This window comes from Stenotrophomonas sp. STEN014, from assembly GCF_056760315.1.
Genome location: NZ_JBRREN010000002.1, coordinates 117,531 through 135,248, shown reverse-complemented (window position 1 = coordinate 135,248; position 17,718 = coordinate 117,531). Strand labels below are relative to the sequence as shown.

Here is a 17,718-nt window from a genome sequence, read left to right as displayed (position 1 = left end):
CGATGGACGCGCTGGGCGAACGCGACCAGTTGCGCGCGGCGGTCGCCCGCCAGCCGGCCGATTTCATCGCCTGGGTGATGCTGGCCGACGCCGAGCTGTCGCTGGGCGAGCTCGCGGCTGGCGAGAACGCGGCATTGCGTGCCCTACAGCTGCGGGCCGCACATCCCGAGGCGCTGGCCCGTCTGGGCCGCGTCCGCTGGATGCAGGGACGCCATGACGAGGCGGCAACGGCGCTGCAACAGGCTGCCGCCGCTGCTCCGCAGCACCCGGGTATCGCGTTGTGGCTGGGGCATGTTCTGGAAGATGCCGGCCAGCCCGAAGCCGCCGCCGACGCCTACCGCCGTGCCCACATGCTGGTGCCCGACGAGGCCTATATGGCCGCACAACGGCTGAACTGGCAGCGCCGCCTGTGCGACTGGCGCGATCTGGAAGCGCTGTCCCAGCAGGTGCGCGCGGCCGTCGCCGCGGGCAATCCGGCGGTGGAACCGTTCGCCTTCCTCAGCGAGGACGCCAACGCCGCCGAACAACTGGCCTGCGCCCGGCAGCGCGCGCAGGTGATCGCCCAATCCGCCCCGCGCCTGCCTGCCACCTCGCTGCGCACGCACGGGCCGCTGCGCATCGGCTTTCTGTCCAACGGCTTCGGCGCCCATCCCACCGGCCTGCTGACCGTGGCGCTGTTCGAGCAGCTGCGCGCGCACCCGTCGCTGCAGATCCACCTGTTCGCGATCAACCGCGACGATGGCAGCACGATCCGCCAGCGCCTGCGTACGGCCAGTCACACCCTGCACGACGTGGAGGGACAACCGCACACCGGCATCGCCCGGCGCATCCGCGGAGCCGGTATCGACATCCTGTTCGACCTGCGCGGGTGGGGCGGCGGCGGCACGCCGGAGGTGCTGGCAATGCGCCCGGCGCCGCTGCAGATCAACTGGCTGGCCTACCCCGGCACCTCGGGTGCGCCGTGGATCGATTACGTGCTGGCCGACAGTTTCGTGCTGCCACCCGCGCTTGAACACGGTTTCAGCGAGAAGGTGCTGCGCCTGCCGCGGGCGTTCCAGCCCTCGGACAACACCCGTGTGCCCGAACCGCCGCCGGCGCGGGAGGACTGCGGCCTGCCCGCAGACGCGGTGGTGCTGTGCTGCTTCAACAACAGCTACAAGCTCAACCCGCGCAGCGTCGGGCGGTTGCTGGAGATCCTGCGGCAGGTGCCCGACAGTGTGCTGTGGCTGCTGTCCGGACCGGGCCAGGCCGATGCGCGGTTGCGCGCGATCGCCCGCCAGCAGGGTCTGGATCCGGCGCGTCTGGTGTTCATGGCCAAGCTGCCGCACCCGCAGTATCTGGCGCGCTACCGGCATGCCGACCTGTTCTTGGACACGCATCCGTACAACGCCCACACCACTGCCTCGGACGCGCTGTGGGCCGGTTGCCCGGTGCTCACCGCGCCCGGCCATACCTTTGCCGCACGCGTGGCCGGCAGCCTCAACCATCACCTGGGCCTGGACGACATGAACGTGGCCGACGACGCTCGCTTCGTCCAGACAGCCGTGGCGCTGGGCAACGACCGCAGCGCGCTGCAGGCGCTACGCGAGCGGCTGCGCGCCGCCCGCGCACACTCGGGCCTGTTCGACATGCACGGTTTTGCCAGCGACTTTGCGGCCCTGCTGCAGCAGCTTGCCCTTCACCACGGCTGGCACGGCACTGACGCCGGCTGACCGCGGCCTGCGCTAGGCTCGGCGCTTCCCGACCTGGAGGGCCTATGGGCAAGCTCAAGCGCAAGCAGTACGAACAGCTGCTCGAACCGATGCAGCTGGAACTGGCCAATATGGCGCGCTGGGCCGCGCACCGCGGACAACGCATCCTGGCGCTGTTTGAAGGCCGCGACACCGCCGGCAAGGGCGGCGCGATCCAGGACATCGCCAAACACCTGAATCCGCGTCAGTGCCGCGTCGTCGCCCTGCCCCGGCCGACCGAGCGCGAAAGCACCCAGTGGTATTTCCAGCGCCACATCGCCCACCTGCCCGCCGCCGGCGAGATCGTGCTGATGGACCGAAGCTGGTACAACCGCGCCGGCGTGGAAAAGGTGATGGGTTATTGCACCGATGCGCAGTACCAGGCATTCCTCGCGCAGGCTCCTGCCTTCGAGAAACTGCTGGTGGACGATGGCATCCTGCTGTTCAAGTACTGGCTGGGGGTGGACCAGCAACAGCAGGAAGAGCGTTTCGCGCAGCGTCGCGACGACCCGCTCAAAGGCTGGAAGCTGTCACCGGTGGATCTGAAGGCACGCCCCGCCTACGCCGAGTACGGCAAAGCTCGCGACGCCATGCTCGCCGCCACCCACACCGCACACGCACCGTGGACGCTGGTGGATTTCAACGACCAGAAGCGCGGGCGCCTCACCCTGATCCGCAATCTGCTCGACCGGCTGCCGGACACCCGTGTCGACGAGCCGCCGATCGAACTGCCGCCACTCGCCGGCACCCCCCAAAAAGAGAAATACAGCGTGCTGCAACCCGTGCCGGATTTCCCCGTCGGCGCTTGAACACCCGGCGGCTGCGACGGACGACATGCCCCGGAGCGGTGGCGTCCACGCCGCGCCCAGGCAGGCCCGGCCACCGCCGCTCCGGGGCTGGACCCGTACAGATCGAACAGGCGGACACCGCGCTTGCCGATGGCCCGCTGCCGGAACGATCGGATCCTGGCCCGACCTGTCCCGGCCCGCGTGCAGGATTACAGCACCTTGCCACCCGCGGCGGTGATGGCCTGCTCGATCTCCTGCGCGTTCACCGGTCCCAGGAACTGCTTGGCCACCTTGCCGTCCGGGCCGATCAGATAGGTCATCGGCAGACCGCGCGGGGTGGCAAAGTCGCTGGGCGGGTTGTAGGTGTCGATGATGGCGATCGGATAGGCCACCGGATGTGCCTGGAGGAAGGCCTGCATCTCCTCCAGCTCGATGTCCTCGTAGGCCAGCCCGATCACTTCGACATTGCTGCGCATGGCGTGCAGCGCCGACAGCTCGGGCATTTCCTGCAGGCACGGCCCGCACCAGGTCGCCCAGAAATTGATCACCACCCACTGCCCGCGTTGGCCAGCCAGATCGTAGGCCTTGCCATCGACGGTCTGCACCTGCAGCTGCGGCATCTCCGCGGTCTGCTGCACCACCTCCGCCTGCGCGGCCGCAGAACTGTCCGATTCGATCGCGGGCGGCGCCGGAGGCGGTGGCGCGGCGGGCTCCTGCGGCGGTTTGCAACCGCTCAATATCAACACCAGCAGCGCGAATGGAAGGAGCTTGGCGGTCATCGGTGATCTCCGGTAATAACGTAGATATCGTCCACGCGACGTCTGAGCAGCTCGCGCAGCGGTACGCGCAGTTCATCCAGCGCGCGGCAGGCGGCCTGACCCAGGCTGTCGTCGCGGAACGGCAGGTATTCCTCGGCAGCGGGAATGCGCAGCTGCAGGCTCTCGTACAGGTCTTGCAGGCTGATGCTGTCCAGATCGCGCGACAGCAGCCATTCGCCGCGTTCGTCGCAACGCAGCAGGTTGATCTGCTCCAGCTGCTCCAGCAACTGTTGCAGCAGCGAATCGGTGAGCATCGGCTCCAGGCTCAGGATCTGCCCCTCGTCCAGACCCTGCCCGTTCTGGCGCGCTTCACGGAAACGCCCCAGCAGGCGCAGCAGCGCATACAGCTCGCAGCCCTGCGGCAGGCGCAAGGCCGCCGGCTGGTAGCGGAACGCGGCGATGGAAGAAGCCAGCGACGCTCCCAGCAATACCGATACCCAGCCCAGGTAGATCCACAGCAGCAGGATCGGCACGAACGCCACCGTGCCGTACAGCTTCTGGTAGGACTGGAAGCTGCCCAGATACAGGCCCATCCCCCACTTCACCAGCTCCAGCATCAGCACCGCCAGCAAGGCGCCGGGGATGGCGTGGCGCCACTTCACCGTGTGATGCGGTACCACCCGGTAGATCAGCACCACACTGACGAACTCGATCAGCACCGGCGCCAGCCGCAGGCCCAGATCGGCCAGCCAGCGGCCCTCGGTTGTGCCAAACAGCGGCAGCGACAGCACCTTGGCCGACACCGCCAGTGAGGCGGCGGCCAGCAGCGCGCCCAGCGTGAGCACCGTCCAGTAGACGAGAAAGCGGGTCAGTTTGGGCCGCGCCGACGCCACCCGCCAGATCCGGTTGAAGGTCTGCTCCACGCTGTTGAGGGTGATCAGCAGCGATACCACCAGCGCGATGAAACCGGCCGCCGTCAGCTGCCCGGCGCTGGCCGAGAACTGGCGCAGATAGCCCTCGGCCGCGCGCGCCGCCGAGGGCACGAAGTTGGAGAACACATAGTCGCTGAGCGCCTCGCTCCAGCGGTCGAACATCGGAAACGCCGACAGCACCCCGAACACCACGATCGCCAGCGGCACCAGTGCGAACACGGTGGTGTAGGCCAGCGAGCCGGCCGCCTGGAACAGGCGGTCATCCAGGAAGCGGCACCACAGGAACCGCGCGAAACTGGTGGTCCGCGCCCGGTCGCGCAGCCGTTCCATCCATAGATTGAGTGAATCCAGAGGTTCCATCGGGCAAGGGTACCCGATGCAAAGCGCGGCCCGCATCGCCGATACTGCCGGCTCCTGCGTGATGAGTGGATGGTGTGATGGCGGAAATTCTGGTGCTGTACTACAGCCGTGGGGGTTCGGTGGCACGGCTGGCGCGGCAGATCGCCCGCGGTATCGGCGAAGTCCCCGGCATGAGCGCCCGCCTGCGCACGGTGCCGCCGGTGGCGGCCGTCACCCAGACCAGTGCGCCGCCGGTACCCGAGGACGGCGCGCCGTATGTGGAGATCGCCGATCTGGCCGAATGCGCCGGCCTCGTGCTCGGCAGCCCGACCCGCTTCGGCAACATGGCCGCACCGGTCAAGCACTTCCTTGATGGCCTCGGCGCCGAATGGGTCAACGGCACCCTGGCCGGCAAACCGGCGGCGGTGTTCACCTCCACCGCCTCGATGCATGGCGGGCAGGAATCCACGCTGCTGTCGATGCACCTGCCGCTGCTGCACCACGGCTGCCTGATCGTCGGCATTCCCTTCACCGAGCCGGCGCTGAGCCACACCAGCAGCGGCGGCACGCCCTATGGCGCCAGCCATGTGGCCGGTGCGCAGGATGATCCGCAGCCGACCGACGACGAGGCCCAGCTGGCCCGTGCCCTGGGCCGGCGCGTGGCCGATATCGCGCGGCGACTGGCGCCATGACCGCGCGCGCGCGCGACGGTGCACTGGCAGCCGCCTTGCTGCTGCTGGCCGCCCTGTACGCGGGCTGGTTCCGTGCCGACCGCCATCTGGTCGCGGTCCTGCTGGTGTTCGTGGCGCCGCCACTGCTGTTGCTGGTCGGGGTGCTCGCGCAGCGCGGCTACGCGCGCTTCTGGGCCGGCGTGCTGGCCCTGTTCTGGTTCAGCCACGGCGTGATGCATGCCTGGGCGCATCGCGATATGGCGCTGTATGCGTGGGCCGGGATCGTGCTGTCGCTGCTGATCGTGGCGCTGGTCAGCGTGCCGGGCATGCGCGCGCGTTTTGCCGCCAAGCGTGGCGCGGGCGGCGCTGGGTCAGGCCACTGAGCAGGCGCGGTGACGCCAACGCACCCCTGCCGCGGTCGGCGGACGCGCCTTATCATGCCCGCCAGCGCGGCGCGTTCGCCGCAGGCAGTCACCGCAAGGATTTACCGCAATGATGGAAGAACTCCTGATCGTCACCACCGGCGGCACGATCGACAAGATCTACTTCGACGACAAATCCGACTACCAGATCGGCGATCCGCAGATCGGCATGATCCTGCGCGAGCTGGGCGTCACCTTCCGTTTCAACGTGATCCCGATCCTGCGCAAGGATTCGCTGCACATCACCGACGCCGACCGTGAGCTGATCCGCGCCACCATCGCCGCGCAGCCGACCCGCCATGTGCTGGTCACCCACGGCACCGACTCGATGGTCGCCACCGGCAAGGTGCTCAGCACCCTCCCGGGCAAGACCATCGTGATGACCGGCGCGCTGAGCCCGGCCCGGTTCCGCGGTTCGGACGCCGAGTTCAACATCGGCTGCGCGATCGGCGCGGTGCAATCCTTGCCGGAAGGTGTCTACATCGCCATGAACGGCCGCATCTGGAACCCGGAAAAGGTCCGCAAGAACGTCGACGCCAACCGTTTCGAAGCGCTGTAAGTGGCCAAGGGCACCCGCGCCACCGCCGCGTTGGCCAGAGCCGGCGTCGCCCATGACGTGCATGCCTACGACTATTCGGCCGAGGTCGACAGCAAGGGGCTGGCCGCCGCGCAGGCGCTGGGCATCGTGCCGGCACGGATGTTCAAGACGCTGATGGCCTGGGTGGACAAGCAGCCGGTGGTGGCGGTGATTCCCTCCGACCAGCGGCTGTCGCTGAAGAAGCTTGCCGCCCACTGCGGTGGCAAGCAGGCGCAGATGATGGAAGTCCCCGAAGCCGAGAAGCGCAGCGGCTACAAGGTCGGCGGCATCAGTCCGTTCGCCCAGCAGCGACCGGCCGCAATCGTGTTCGCCAGCTGTGCGCGGCAACACGCCACGCTGTACATCAACGCCGGCCAGCGCGGCCTGCTGCTGGAGATCGCCCCCGCCGATGCCGTGTGCTTCCTGCAGGCGACGCTGGCCGATATCTGCGAGGACTGACAGCCCACCGTCCCGCGCAACAAAAAGCCCCGCGGCAGGCGGGGCTTTTTGTTGGATAAGCCGGGCCGGACTCAGGCGTCCAGACGCACCAGCCAGCCGTGGCGGTCCGGCTGACGCCCGTACTGGATATCGGTCAGCTCCTTGCGCAGCGACATCGTCACCTCGCCGGCCGGCGCATCCAGGTTGCCCACCGAGAAGCCCTCGCCCTTGAGCTGGCCGATCGGGGTGATGACCGCGGCGGTACCACAGGCGAACACCTCGGTGATCTCGCCCGAGGTCACGCCCTGCTTCCACTCGTCGAGGGTGACCTTGCGCTCTTCCACGGTCATGCCGCGGTCGCGCGCCAGCTGCAGGATCGACTCGCGGGTGATGCCTTCCAGGATGCTGCCCGACAGCGCCGGGGTGACCAGCGTGTTGGTCTTGCCGTAGACCAGGAACACGTTCATGCCCCCCAGCTCTTCCAGGTACTTGCCCTCGACCGGATCCAGGAACAGCACCTGCGAGCAACCCTGCGCCTGCGCCTGCTGCTGCGGCAGCAACGAGGCGGCGTAGTTGCCGCCGCACTTGGCCGCACCGGTACCGCCCTTGGCCGCACGCGCGTAGTCGGTGGAGAGCCAGATCGCCACCGGCGCCACGCCCTTGGCGAAGTACGGGCCCGCCGGGCTGGCGATCACGTAATAGCTGGCCTTGTGCGCGCCACGCACGCCGAGGAAGGCCTCATCGCCGATCATGAACGGGCGGAAGTACAGACTGGCCTCGTCGGCATCGGACACCCAGTCCTTGTCCACGGCGATCATCTGCTTGAGCGACTCGACGAAGATCTCCACCGGCAGCTCCGGCAGGGCCAGGCGCGCGGCCGAACGCTGCAGGCGGCGGCCATTGGCCTCCGGGCGGAACGTCCAGATCGAGCCGTCGGCATGACGGTAGGCCTTGATGCCCTCGAAGATCTCCTGCCCGTAATGCAGCACGGCCGCGGCCGGATCCAGCGCGATCGGCCCGTACGGCATCACCGCCGCGTCATGCCAGCCGGTGTCCTTGTCCCAGCGTACGGCCACCATGTGGTCGGTGAAGTGCAGGCCGAAGCCCGGCTTCTCCAGGATCTTGGCGCGCTCGGCGGCGCTGCGGGGATGGTCCGAACGGGTGACGGCAAAACTCAGCGAAGACTGGGACACCGGATAATTCCTTCCAGATTGCGGGTTGGGACGCTGCCCGATGCCAGGCCGGCACCGGGTCGGGAACTACAGCATGCCGGTTTCGAGCCGGGCGGCCTCGGACATCATGTGCCGGCCCCACGGTGGATCGAACACCAGATCGACGTCAGCTTGGGCCACCGTCGGAATCATTTCCAGCTTGCTGCGCACGTCGTCGACCAGGATCTCGCCCATGCCGCAGCCAGGCGCGGTCAGCGTCATCTTCACATCGACTTCGCGCTTGCCGTCGTCCAGATGTTTGATGTCAACCTCATAGATGAGGCCAAGATCAACGATGTTGAAGGGAATTTCCGGGTCGAAGCAGGTACGAAGCTGCTCCCACACCAGTTTTTCCACATCTTCGTCACCGGCGTTCTCAGGCAGCTCCAGCCCCGGTGGCGGCTCCTTGCCGATGGCATCGCCGTCCTTGCCGGCAATGCGGAACAGATTGCCCTCGACAAATACGGTGTAGCTGCCACCCAGTGCCTGGGTGATGTAGCCGTAACTGCCGGCGGGCAGGGTCACGCTGTCGCCCTGCGGCACCATCACGGCCGGGCAATCGCGTTCGAAATGGACGGGTTCGCTGCTGCGGGAATACATGTAGAGGGATATGGGGACGCGGAAACTTCCCGCAAGGCGGCCATTTTATCCGACTGGGCACCCTCGCCGCTGAAACGCTATGCTGCCGAATCTGTTCGGGAATGCCCCATGTCCTTAGTTTCCTCGCCGGCCGGTCGCCCCCACCACTGGCTCTGGCCGCTGTTGCTGCTGCTGGGAAGTATCACCATCGCCGTCGCGTGGCTGCTGGCCGCGCTGGCCACCGGTACCCAGGCCGGCTGGATGGCGGTCCTGGCCGCGCTGGAAGCAGCCTGGATGCTGCGCCTGGGCACCTTCCGCGCGGGCCGCGCGCGGGTCGTCATCGCCATCGCCGCCACCGTGCTGATTGCCGCTGCCGCCAACTGGGGCATCGCCGCCGCGTATATGGGCGGGCCGATGGGCCTGAACCCGTGGGAATCGGCATTGCGTATGGGCCCGCACCTGGCGTGGACGCTGCTGGCACTGGCCAACGGCCTGCCCGAAATACTCTGGCTATCCATCGCGCTGCTGGTGGCGTGGCGCGCAGCGCGCTGACGCAGGCTGTTGTTCCGGGTGCAACGCCGGTCAAATAAATCCCAATCCTGCCGGGGCGAAATGTCAGTTCCGGCACATAGACCTGTGCCTGATGCGCACACTCATCGGCGTTAAATATTCGTAATTTCTTCGCACCGAGTACCCACCCTGCGGAGTCAAACGTGAGTATCCAGCCCCTGAGCCACGCCATTCGTTGCGCCCTGCTGCCGATGTCCACCGCCGCGCTGGCGCTGGGCGCGGTCGGCGACGTCCTCGCCCAGGACACGCCTCCCAAGGAAGAAGCCACCAACCTGGATCGCATCCAGGTCACCGGTTCGCGCATCAAGCGCGCCGACCTGGAAACCTCCAGTCCGGTGTTCGTGATCGATCGCCAGAACATCGACAACTCCGGCGCAGCCACGGTCGGCGAGTTCCTGCAGCGCACACCGGCCATTGCCGGTGCCGCCACCAATCCCCAGGTCAACAACGGCGGTGGCGCCGGCGCGGCCACCATCGACCTGCGCGGCCTGGGCGTGAACCGCTCGCTGGTGCTGGTCGACGGGCGTCGCTGGATCGGCACCGTCAGCAACGCCAACGGCGCGGTAGACGTCAACTCGATTCCGATGGCGGCCATCGAACGCGTGGAGGTGCTCAAGGACGGCGCCTCTGCGATCTATGGCTCCGATGCCATCGGCGGCGTGGTCAATTTCATTCTGCGCAAGGATTTCGATGGCCTGGAGGCCTCCGCCTACTACGGCATCTCCTCGCGCGGCGATGCCGGTACGCAACGCTTTGACGCGACCTTCGGTATGACCGGCGAGAAGGGCAACCTGATCCTGGGCGCGAGCTATGACAAGGAGGATTCGGTCAGCGCAGCCGACCGTGCCTATTCCAGCCAGCCCTACCAGCTGTATGCCGGCGAAAAAGGCATCGGCGGCACCAGCCGCATCCTCACCGGCCGCTATGTGCTGCCGCGCGATGTCGCGCTGGCCCGTGGCGCCACGCTCGATGCGAACTGCGCCCAGCCCAGTGCCGCCAACCCCAATCCGAACGTGGTGCTGACCCGCATCGACGGCCGGCCGGGAACCTTGGGCTCCGACTTCCGCTGCTTCAACGGCCAGACCGACGTCTACAACTTCCAAGCCGACGGCAACCTCAACCTGACGCCGCAGGAACGCACCAGCATGTTCGTCAGCGGCAACTACCGCCTGAGCCAGCATGTCGAAGCCTTCCTGCTGGGCTCCTGGCTCAAGACCGAGTCCTCGTTCTTCATTGCGCCGCTGCCATTCGACGGCCGTGCCGCGGTCGACAACGTGCCGATCAGCAAGGACAGCATCTACAACCCGTTCGGCGTGGACATCACCGATGCGCGTCTGCGCCTGCGTGACTTCATCCCGACCCGTACCACCCGATTCGAGACCGATACCTACCAGATCACCGCGGGTTTGCGCGGCAATTTCGGCGACAGCAGCTGGAGCTGGGATGCGGCCTACTCCTATGGCCGGACGCCACAAAGCTCGTCGGTACGCGGCTACCTGTACAGCCCCGGCCTGACCGATGCGCTTGGCCCGTCGATGATTGACCCGGCCACCGGCAACCCGATCTGCGTACGGACACCGGGCGATGCCACCACGGCTATCGCCGGTTGCCTGCCGGTCAACTTCATGGGCCCGGCCCCGGATCCGAACACCCCTGCCGGACAGGCGCAGCTGGCGGCCTTGAACCTGATCAACCCCACCATCACCAATTCCAACGAAAACGACCTGAAGGTCTTCAGCGCCAATATCACCGGTGACATGTTCGAGCTGCCCGCCGGTATGGCCTCGCTGGCAGTCGGCGTGGAACGCCGCGAAGAATCGGCCAGCTCCACCAGTGACTTCCTGACCATCATCCCGCCGGGCGAAACGGTGTGTCTGATCACCCAGGAAGCCTGTACGTTCGGTGATATCTCGGGTTCGTTCGATGTCAACGAGATCTACGCCGAAGCCCTGCTGCCCCTGCTTTCGGATATGCCGTTCGCCGACAAACTCACCGTCACTCTCGGCACCCGCTACTCGGACTACTCCAACTTCGGCGGCACCACCAATTCCAAGATCGGTGTGGAGTGGAAGCCGTTTGCCGACCTGCTGGTCCGCGCCACCTACGCCGACGTGTTCCGCGCTCCGACCATCGGCGATCTGTATGCGCCGACCGTCCCCAGCGCCAACACCTATACCGACCCCTGCAACGGCTACACCGGCGGCAACCCCGTCGCCTGTGCTGGCGTTCCCACGGATGGCTCGTTCCAGCAAAGCAACAACCAGGTCACCTCGTTCCAGGTTGCCGATCCCAACCTGCAACCCGAGGAAGGCAACGTCCTCACTTATGGCTTCGTCTACAGCCCCGGCTGGCTGGAAGGTTTCAGCGTCACCGCCGACTACTGGCGGGTGAAACTGGACCAGTTCATCACCAACCTGCCGGAAAACGTGATACTCAACCAGTGCTTCAACCAGGGCCGCTACTGCGACACCTTCGTCCGTGACGACGCCGGCGACGTTGCCCAGATGACCAACGTGATCGGCAACTTCGGCAGCCTGAAGACCTCCGGCGTGGACATCGGCATGCGCTACATGTTCCCCGAAAGCGCCTGGGGCAAGTTCTCCTGGAACCTGGATGCCACGTATCTGGCCGAGTACAACGTGCGGCTGCTGGCCGGCGATCCCACCAGCGACGTCGGCGCATTCCCGGAGATTCCGGAGAGCGTTGGCCTGGCCGGCACCTTTGTCGACAATGCCTCCTCCGGCTTTGGCAACCTGGCCCGCTGGCGCGCGCTCAACGACATCAGCTGGTCGCTCGGCAATCTGAGCGCCAGCATCACCACCCGCTATGTGCACCACGTCTACGAGGCGCCGGATGTGGCCGATCCCAGCGAGCCGGGCTTTGTCGCCAAGCGCCGGGTGCCGTCCTACACGCAGACCGACTTCCAGATCGGCTACCAGTTCGAGGAACTCAAGAACAGTTCCATCCAGGTCGGCGTGCGCAACCTTACTGACCGCCAGCCGCCGTTGATCTATTCTGGCTTCAACGCCTCTACGGACATGCGGACCTACGATGCCATCGGCCGTTACTACTGGATGCGCTGGACTGCCCGGTTCTGAGTCCACCCTCGCAACAGCATCATCCGCCGCGGCCAACGCCGCGGCGGATGCTTCCGGAGCGGACCTGCGCCATTACATCCGTACCTACGATCACAGCCTGCCCGCTGAGCTGTGCAGCAAACTCATCGACTCTTTCAATTCGCTGGCCCGCTTCCAGCAGCGTAACGGGCGCGGCGTGCGCGCGGGCCTGGATGACAGCGCCTGGACCGAGCTGGACGTGAGCCGTCTGTCCGATGCCCCGTTTCTGTCCTTCTTCCGGCAACTGGTCAGCCAGGCATTGCACCGCTACAACGCCGACGTGGGCCTGCCGATTGCCGTACCCGACAGCCCCCTGCTCAGTCCGCTGATCCTCAAGCGCTACCGTGCGGGGAACGAGGAAAAATTCCAGACCCACTTCGACTCCATCAATGAGGTCTGCGACCGTTATCTGGTGTTTCTCTGGTATCTGAACGATGTCGACAACGGTGGCCGGACCTGGTTCCCGGGCCTGCACACCGGGATCGCGCCGCGCGCTGGACGGTTGCTGATGTTCCCGCCGTACTGGATGTACGCGCATCAGGGGCAAGCCTCGCCGGACCAGGACAAGTACATCCTGTCGACGTACCTGCGCTTTCCGCAGCGTCAGTCCCATCTGTAGCCGTAGCGCTCCACCCAAGGCGCCAGCGTGGCCAGCGTGGCGTCACTGAAATGCGCGCGATAGCGTTTCCAGCGGTCGATGGCATTGGCATTGACCGGCTGGATCACCTGCGCGTAACTGGGCGTGTTGATGCGTCGGGTGCGCGTTGCCGACGCGCGGTGTGAGGCCAGTTGTTCCGGCGCCGTCGACAGCGAAAGAAACCCCATCAATGCCTCCAGCCGTGCGGGCACCTCCTGCACAAGGTCCTCATAGCGCAGTACATGCACGCGCACAGGCACCCGCTGGCGCTGCGCCTCCCACCACGCCATCACCGCCGCATAGGTGCGCGCGGTGGATTCCAGCGACGCAAAGGCCAGGGCGCCGCCGTTCATGCCGAATGCCTGCATGTGGCAACTCAACACGCAATCACAGGGATGGCGCAGCAGCAGCAGCCAATCCGATTGCGGAAAAAGACGTGCCACATACGGCAGGCGCGTCATCGTCAACGGATATTTGTCGACCAGGCGATGCCGCGGCTGTACATGACGGCGCACTTCGCTCCAGTAGCACTGACGCGCCTGCACGATCTGCGCGGGCCTGAGCGCGGCCAGCGAATGATCCAGATCGCTGTCCCGCCAGTGGGCGTCATTGCGCAGCTGCTCGATGGCAACCTCCAGCGCCGGCCGCTCGTCCAGCACATCCAGCTGCGGATGGGCGTCCAGCATCCGCTCCAGCAGGGTGGTACCCGAGCGGGGAAATCCGACAAGAAATACCGGATCCACCGGCGCCGCATCTTCAACCGGAGCCCGCCATGACACAGGTGCGGGATGGCGCATGCGTTGCTGCAGCCAGCCCAGGGGGGCCGGAGGCCGGGTATCCGGCAGACGCTCCAGGAACGCCGCCCCTGCCGCATCGTGGGCGTGCGCCAACGCCGCCATAGCGTCATCGACGGCACCCTGCATGTCGTGGCACTTGGCCAGCTCAAACTGCAACTGGGCCCGCATGGCGGCCGGCAGCTCGCGCGACAAGACAGGCATCAATCGTGCGATCGCGGCACCGGCATCGCCAAGCCGCCGCGACACGCGCGCCGAGGCCAACGCGAACATGCCGGCATCGGACGCTGCCGCTTCCGGCGCGATCGGATCAATTACGGTGGCGGCTTCGGGGAGGCGGTTCAGCCGTTCCAGCAGCAAGGCGAGCCGGATGCGCGATTCATGATCGCCAGGCGCCTGCTGCAGCAGGCGCCGATAGAACGCCAACGCCTGTTGCTCCCTGCCGGCCTGCGCCCACAGCCAGGCCAAAACCCGTTGCTGCTCTGCATTGAGTCCTGCTTCATTCACGCCATCAAGACACTGCGCCAGCGCGTCGAACCGTTCCAACTCTGAAAGTGATTGCGCGTAGGCCAGACGCACATCGTCAGCATCGGGCTCTGTTGCGAATGCTCGTGCCAACCAGTCGTTGGCTTCAACGAAACGGTGCAATGCAAGACACGCCAACCCCTGTCCCAGCCAACACGCCACTGTCTGGCTTCCCAGCGCCCGCGCACGCTGGAACGCAAGATCGGCGCCGGCGTGATCACGACATTCCAGACAGGCATTGCCCAGATTGATCCACAGCTCGGATGACTGCGGCTGCAGGCGTGTCGCCCGGTCCAGCAGCTGCCGAGCCGTCCCGGCTTCGCCCTGCTGGGCCATCGCCAGCGCCAACACCTGGAGGCCTTGAACCGAATCGGGGGTCAGCTCCAACAGCTGGCGCATCAATGCCGCTGCCTGCCGTGGTTGACCGCGATTGAGGTAGTCGAGCGCCTGAGCAAGCTGGATCTGCACCACCGCCACGTCTCCCGATCAGTTTCAGAAGGAACAATAAGCAGATGAATTCGCAACAATGGTCTATCCGAATGCAAAGCCAGGCACGGCCTTGATCGAACCATGCAAGCAGCATAAAGCCGTCCGGAAACCTGGCAACTCTCTCCCAGGCGAGACCCTGGCTCAGCCCTCGATACCAACAGGGCAAGCAGGGGGCATTCCGGAGCTGCCCGGCATGTCCGGGCTTTTTTCATTACATCTTCACTCCCCGTCCCGAACATTACGGACCTGACAGTTCCTGGCCGAATTCCACAGCCTGAATCGCCGTACTTTTCAGCGTGTCGATGGGTTGTTCCGTGCCTACGTCCCCGCCATTTCCCTGTATCGCCGGCTGCACGCCCGCAACGGAAGCGAAGTGAGAATCCAGCACCATCACCTCCACGGCATCCACTCCTTGGAGCTGCCGGCTCAACAACCGGCGTGCGTGCATGCCATCGCCGGCAGCAGCCGCGGCGCCAGGCTGTCGATTCCCGCCGGCTGGATCAGCGTCGTCGGGGTACTGCGCGGGGTGGTGGAGCTGGGCAATGGCGACACCCCCTGGCAACTGACCTCACGGCATCTGCAACTCTGGCTGGATGGCAACCTGCGCATCGCCTGCCGCACTTCATGCTGGTGGCTGTGCATCACCGCACCCGCACACGTGTGGCACGAGCTTCCCTGCCGCAGCCCCGGCGGCACCAATCTGATCCCGGGCGAAACCCGCTGCCCGCAGGCACTCGGCCGTCCCGTGGTGCACCTGGCGCGTGCGTGCTGGTTCGGCGGTGGCACCGACGAGGCCGCGGTAGTGGACAGCATGACCTGGCTCCGTGATGCATTGATCGAGCACCAGCAGGAACGGTACGACCAGCTGAACCGGTGCAGCGGACGTACCGCGGTGCGTCGCCATCAGACCCTGCTGCGCCTGCTGCGGGTGCAGCACCTGATCCGCTGCAACATCGATGACCGTCTCGACCTGGCCCGGCTTGCGGCTGTGGCCAACTACTCTCCGACCCACCTGATCCGCATCTACCGCAGCGTGTTTGGCGAGACACCGTGCGAGTACGCCACGCGCCTGCGCCACCAGCGCGCGTGGGAGCTTGTCTACACCACCGATCTTTCGGTCTGCGAGATCGCCGATGCCCTGGGCTTTGAAAGCGAGAGTGCGTTCTGCCGTGCGTTCAAGCACGCCTTCGGCTGCACCACCAGCGAAGCACGGAAAGGCCTGCGCGCTCCCCCAGCATCATTTGCCTGTACCGGCCTCGTCGCCGACGACCTGCAACCACCTGCGGCGACCACCGCCCCCGTAGTTTTCCATTGAGTCCCCCCTCAGTGCCCGCCGTCCAGCGCCTTCAACTCGCTGACCAGTGAGCTGGCCGCTTCGGCACCATCGCCGTAAAGCATCCGCGTGTTGTCAGCATAGAACAGCGCGTTCTCGATGCCCGCAAAGCCGGTGCCCTTGCCGCGCTTGATGACGATGGTGTTCTTGGAATGGACCACGTCCAGGATCGGCATACCGTAGATCGGGCTGGTGGGGTCGGTCTTGGCCACCGGATTGACCACGTCGTTGGCGCCGATCACCAGCGAGACGTCGGTGGTGGCGAACTCGGGGTTGATGTCGTCCATGTCGGCGATCAGGTCATACGGCACGCCGGCCTCGGCCAGCAGCACGTTCATGTGCCCGGGCATGCGCCCGGCCACTGGGTGGATCGCGAACTTGACCTTGACCCCGCGTTCGATCAGCCGCTGCGCCAGTTCCCAGATCTTGTGCTGGGCCTGCGCTACCGCCATGCCGTAACCCGGCACGATCACCACGCGCTCGGCAAACGCCATCATCGCCGCCACATCGGCGGCCTCGATCGGCTTCTGCGAACCACTGATCTCCGCCCCTTGCCCGCTGCCGCCGAAGTGGGAGAACAGCACGCCGCTGATCGGCCGGTTCATCGCCCTGGCCATCAGCCGGGTCAGCAGGATGCCGGCCGCGCCGACCATCATGCCGGCAATGATCAAGGCCTCGTTGCCCAGCACATAGCCCTCGAAAGCCACCGCCAGGCCGGTGAAGGCGTTGTACAGCGAAATCACCACCGGCATGTCGGCGCCACCGATCGGCAGCGTCATCAGCACGCCCAGCGCCAACGCCACGACGAAGAAGCCGATGATCGCCAGCGGCTGCAGGCTGATCGCCGCCCACACCCCCAGCACCAGCATCGCCACCGCCACCAGCAGGTTGAACACCTGCTGCCCGGGGAAGGTGACGCGCTTGTCCAGGCGCCCGTCGAGCTTGGCCCAGGCGATGATCGAACCGGACAGCGATACCGCGCCAATCGCCGAGCCGATCACCGCCAAGGTCAGCACCGTCGCGGACGGCTGCCGCGCCGCCAGATCGGCGATGGCCTGCGCGCTCCAGTGGCGGGTGTCCCGGCCGGCGACGTCGGCGAAGCGCAGCAGCTCCACCGCACCGATCGCCGCCGCCGACCCGCCACCCATGCCGTTGTACAGCGCCACCATCTGCGGCATGTCGGTGATGGCCACCTTCTTGGCCGATACCCAGGCCAGTCCGGTGCCCAGCCCCAGCGCCAGCGCGATCAACGCGAGGTTGTGCAGCCCGGGCAGGAAGAACGTGGCCGCCGTGGCGATCAGCATGCCCAGTCCGGCCCAGTGGATGCCGCTGCGCGCGGTCTTCGGCGAGGCCATCCGCTGCAGACCGAGCAGGAACAGGGTGGCCGCGACCAGATAGCTGGCGCTCACCAGCCAGGAAAGCAGTTGCGTGGTTGTCAGGTTCAAGCCTTGTCCTCCGTGCTGCCGGCCTTCTTGCTGGACTTGAACATCTCCAGCATCCGCTCGGTGACCACATAGCCACCGGCCGCGTTGCCTGCGCCCAGGACCACGGCGACAAAGCCGATGGCCTTCTCCAGCGTGGTGTCGGCGTGGCCCAGCACCACTATCGCGCCGATCAGCACGATGCCGTGGATGAAGTTGGAACCGGACATCAGCGGGGTGTGCAGGATCACCGGCACCCGCGAGATGATCACGTGGCCGGCGATCGCGGCCAGCATGAAGATGTACAACGCTAAGAACCCGTCGCTCATTGCTGTGTTCTCCAAGGCTGGATGCGCCCGTCCGGCATCATAACCATGCAACGAAAGCC

General features: G+C 66.3%; 17 protein-coding genes. 10 read left to right on the top strand and 7 right to left on the bottom strand.

Annotated features, from left to right (window positions below; all coding sequences use genetic code 11):
- Window positions 1–2: 2 nt before the first annotated feature.
- Both ACVOMC_RS03195 and ppk2 read left to right on the top strand, forming a co-directional pair.
- A complete protein-coding gene (locus ACVOMC_RS03195) occupies window positions 3–1,712 on the top strand; it encodes an O-linked N-acetylglucosamine transferase, SPINDLY family protein (RefSeq protein WP_481522818.1) in 1,710 nt (569 codons plus the stop codon).
- A 44-nt stretch (window positions 1,713–1,756) separates the two neighbouring features.
- Window positions 1,757–2,539 carry a polyphosphate kinase 2 gene (ppk2, locus tag ACVOMC_RS03190; protein WP_481522817.1) on the top strand — a complete coding sequence of 261 codons (783 nt, stop codon included), beginning with the start codon at window positions 1,757–1,759 and terminating at the stop codon, window positions 2,537–2,539.
- Window positions 2,540–2,727: 188 nt separating this feature from the next.
- On the opposite strand, the gene ACVOMC_RS03185 is transcribed toward ppk2, so the two are convergent.
- Window positions 2,728–3,297, bottom strand: coding sequence for a TlpA family protein disulfide reductase (locus tag ACVOMC_RS03185; RefSeq protein ID WP_481522816.1), 570 nt, complete (start codon window positions 3,295–3,297; stop codon window positions 2,728–2,730).
- Window positions 3,294–4,568, bottom strand: a complete 1,275-nt coding sequence (locus tag ACVOMC_RS03180; protein WP_481522815.1) for a YihY family inner membrane protein — start codon at window positions 4,566–4,568, stop codon at window positions 3,294–3,296. Before ACVOMC_RS03180 ends, ACVOMC_RS03185 begins: the two co-directional genes overlap by 4 nt.
- Window positions 4,569–4,645: 77 nt before the next feature.
- Between ACVOMC_RS03180 and wrbA the strand changes: the two genes are divergently transcribed.
- The 4 genes from wrbA (at window position 4,646) to ybaK (ending at window position 6,676) form a co-directional block, all read left to right on the top strand.
- Window positions 4,646–5,239: an NAD(P)H:quinone oxidoreductase gene (wrbA, locus tag ACVOMC_RS03175; protein ID WP_481522814.1), complete on the top strand. Its 594-nt coding sequence runs from the start codon at window positions 4,646–4,648 to the stop codon at window positions 5,237–5,239.
- A complete protein-coding gene (locus tag ACVOMC_RS03170; RefSeq protein WP_481522813.1) occupies window positions 5,236–5,601 on the top strand; it encodes a DUF2069 domain-containing protein in 366 nt (121 codons plus the stop codon). The genes wrbA and ACVOMC_RS03170 overlap by 4 nt, the downstream gene beginning before the upstream one ends.
- A gap of 112 nt (window positions 5,602–5,713) precedes the next feature.
- Entirely contained in the window at window positions 5,714–6,199 is a 486-nt protein-coding gene (locus ACVOMC_RS03165) for an asparaginase domain-containing protein (RefSeq protein WP_054657976.1), read from the top strand.
- Entirely contained in the window at window positions 6,200–6,676 is a 477-nt protein-coding gene (gene ybaK / locus ACVOMC_RS03160) for a Cys-tRNA(Pro) deacylase (RefSeq protein WP_481522812.1), read from the top strand.
- A gap of 71 nt (window positions 6,677–6,747) precedes the next feature.
- Here ybaK and ACVOMC_RS03155 read toward each other — a convergent pair whose 3' ends face one another.
- Window positions 6,748–7,848 carry a branched-chain amino acid aminotransferase gene (locus tag ACVOMC_RS03155; protein ID WP_481522811.1) on the bottom strand — a complete coding sequence of 367 codons (1,101 nt, stop codon included), beginning with the start codon at window positions 7,846–7,848 and terminating at the stop codon, window positions 6,748–6,750.
- A gap of 66 nt (window positions 7,849–7,914) precedes the next feature.
- On the bottom strand, window positions 7,915–8,466 hold the full coding sequence (sufT, locus tag ACVOMC_RS03150) for a putative Fe-S cluster assembly protein SufT (RefSeq protein ID WP_054657968.1): 552 nt from the start codon (window positions 8,464–8,466) through the stop codon (window positions 7,915–7,917).
- Window positions 8,467–8,574: 108 nt separating this feature from the next.
- Here sufT and ACVOMC_RS03145 point away from each other — a divergent pair, with 108 nt between their 5' ends.
- From ACVOMC_RS03145 to ACVOMC_RS03135, 3 genes are all read left to right on the top strand, one after another.
- Window positions 8,575–8,997, top strand: coding sequence for a hypothetical protein (locus ACVOMC_RS03145; protein WP_481522810.1), 423 nt, complete (start codon window positions 8,575–8,577; stop codon window positions 8,995–8,997).
- 161 nt (window positions 8,998–9,158) lie between these two features.
- On the top strand, window positions 9,159–12,113 hold the full coding sequence (locus ACVOMC_RS03140) for a TonB-dependent receptor domain-containing protein (RefSeq protein ID WP_481522809.1): 2,955 nt from the start codon (window positions 9,159–9,161) through the stop codon (window positions 12,111–12,113).
- Entirely contained in the window at window positions 12,067–12,750 is a 684-nt protein-coding gene (locus ACVOMC_RS03135; protein ID WP_481522808.1) for a 2OG-Fe(II) oxygenase, read from the top strand. The genes ACVOMC_RS03140 and ACVOMC_RS03135 overlap by 47 nt, the downstream gene beginning before the upstream one ends.
- Here ACVOMC_RS03135 and ACVOMC_RS03130 read toward each other — a convergent pair.
- The gene (locus ACVOMC_RS03130; RefSeq protein WP_481522807.1) at window positions 12,735–14,555 is read right to left on the bottom strand and encodes a tetratricopeptide repeat-containing sulfotransferase family protein; all 1,821 of its coding nucleotides are present in this window, start codon (window positions 14,553–14,555) and stop codon (window positions 12,735–12,737) included. The genes ACVOMC_RS03135 and ACVOMC_RS03130 overlap by 16 nt on opposite strands.
- 394 nt (window positions 14,556–14,949) lie before the next feature.
- On the opposite strand from ACVOMC_RS03130, the gene ACVOMC_RS03125 reads away from it, so the two are divergent.
- On the top strand, window positions 14,950–15,891 hold the full coding sequence (locus tag ACVOMC_RS03125) for a helix-turn-helix domain-containing protein (RefSeq protein WP_145974369.1): 942 nt from the start codon (window positions 14,950–14,952) through the stop codon (window positions 15,889–15,891).
- A gap of 8 nt (window positions 15,892–15,899) precedes the next feature.
- Here the strand turns inward: ACVOMC_RS03125 and ACVOMC_RS03120 are convergent, their stop codons facing one another.
- The gene (locus tag ACVOMC_RS03120) at window positions 15,900–17,354 is read right to left on the bottom strand and encodes an NAD(P)(+) transhydrogenase (Re/Si-specific) subunit beta (RefSeq protein WP_481522806.1); all 1,455 of its coding nucleotides are present in this window, start codon (window positions 17,352–17,354) and stop codon (window positions 15,900–15,902) included.
- Window positions 17,351–17,659 carry an NAD(P) transhydrogenase subunit alpha part 2 gene (locus tag ACVOMC_RS03115; protein WP_481522805.1) on the bottom strand — a complete coding sequence of 103 codons (309 nt, stop codon included), beginning with the start codon at window positions 17,657–17,659 and terminating at the stop codon, window positions 17,351–17,353. The genes ACVOMC_RS03120 and ACVOMC_RS03115 overlap by 4 nt, the downstream gene beginning before the upstream one ends.
- Window positions 17,660–17,718 lie beyond the last annotated feature (59 nt).

Excerpts from the sequence above, each read along its gene's own strand:
- ACVOMC_RS03195 (WP_481522818.1), top strand. The coding sequence starts at position 3 with ATGGACGCGCTGGGCGAACGCGACCAGTTGCGCGCGGCGGTCGCCCGC.
- ppk2 (WP_481522817.1), top strand. The coding sequence starts at position 1,757 with ATGGGCAAGCTCAAGCGCAAGCAGTACGAACAGCTGCTCGAACCGATG.
- ACVOMC_RS03185 (WP_481522816.1), bottom strand. The coding sequence starts at position 3,297 with ATGACCGCCAAGCTCCTTCCATTCGCGCTGCTGGTGTTGATATTGAGC.
- ACVOMC_RS03180 (WP_481522815.1), bottom strand. The coding sequence starts at position 4,568 with ATGGAACCTCTGGATTCACTCAATCTATGGATGGAACGGCTGCGCGAC.
- wrbA (WP_481522814.1), top strand. The coding sequence starts at position 4,646 with ATGGCGGAAATTCTGGTGCTGTACTACAGCCGTGGGGGTTCGGTGGCA.
- ACVOMC_RS03170 (WP_481522813.1), top strand. The coding sequence starts at position 5,236 with ATGACCGCGCGCGCGCGCGACGGTGCACTGGCAGCCGCCTTGCTGCTG.
- ACVOMC_RS03165 (WP_054657976.1), top strand. The coding sequence starts at position 5,714 with ATGGAAGAACTCCTGATCGTCACCACCGGCGGCACGATCGACAAGATC.
- sufT (WP_054657968.1), bottom strand. The coding sequence starts at position 8,466 with ATGTATTCCCGCAGCAGCGAACCCGTCCATTTCGAACGCGATTGCCCG.
- ACVOMC_RS03145 (WP_481522810.1), top strand. The coding sequence starts at position 8,575 with ATGTCCTTAGTTTCCTCGCCGGCCGGTCGCCCCCACCACTGGCTCTGG.
- ACVOMC_RS03135 (WP_481522808.1), top strand. The coding sequence starts at position 12,067 with ATGCCATCGGCCGTTACTACTGGATGCGCTGGACTGCCCGGTTCTGAG.
- ACVOMC_RS03115 (WP_481522805.1), bottom strand. The coding sequence starts at position 17,659 with ATGAGCGACGGGTTCTTAGCGTTGTACATCTTCATGCTGGCCGCGATC.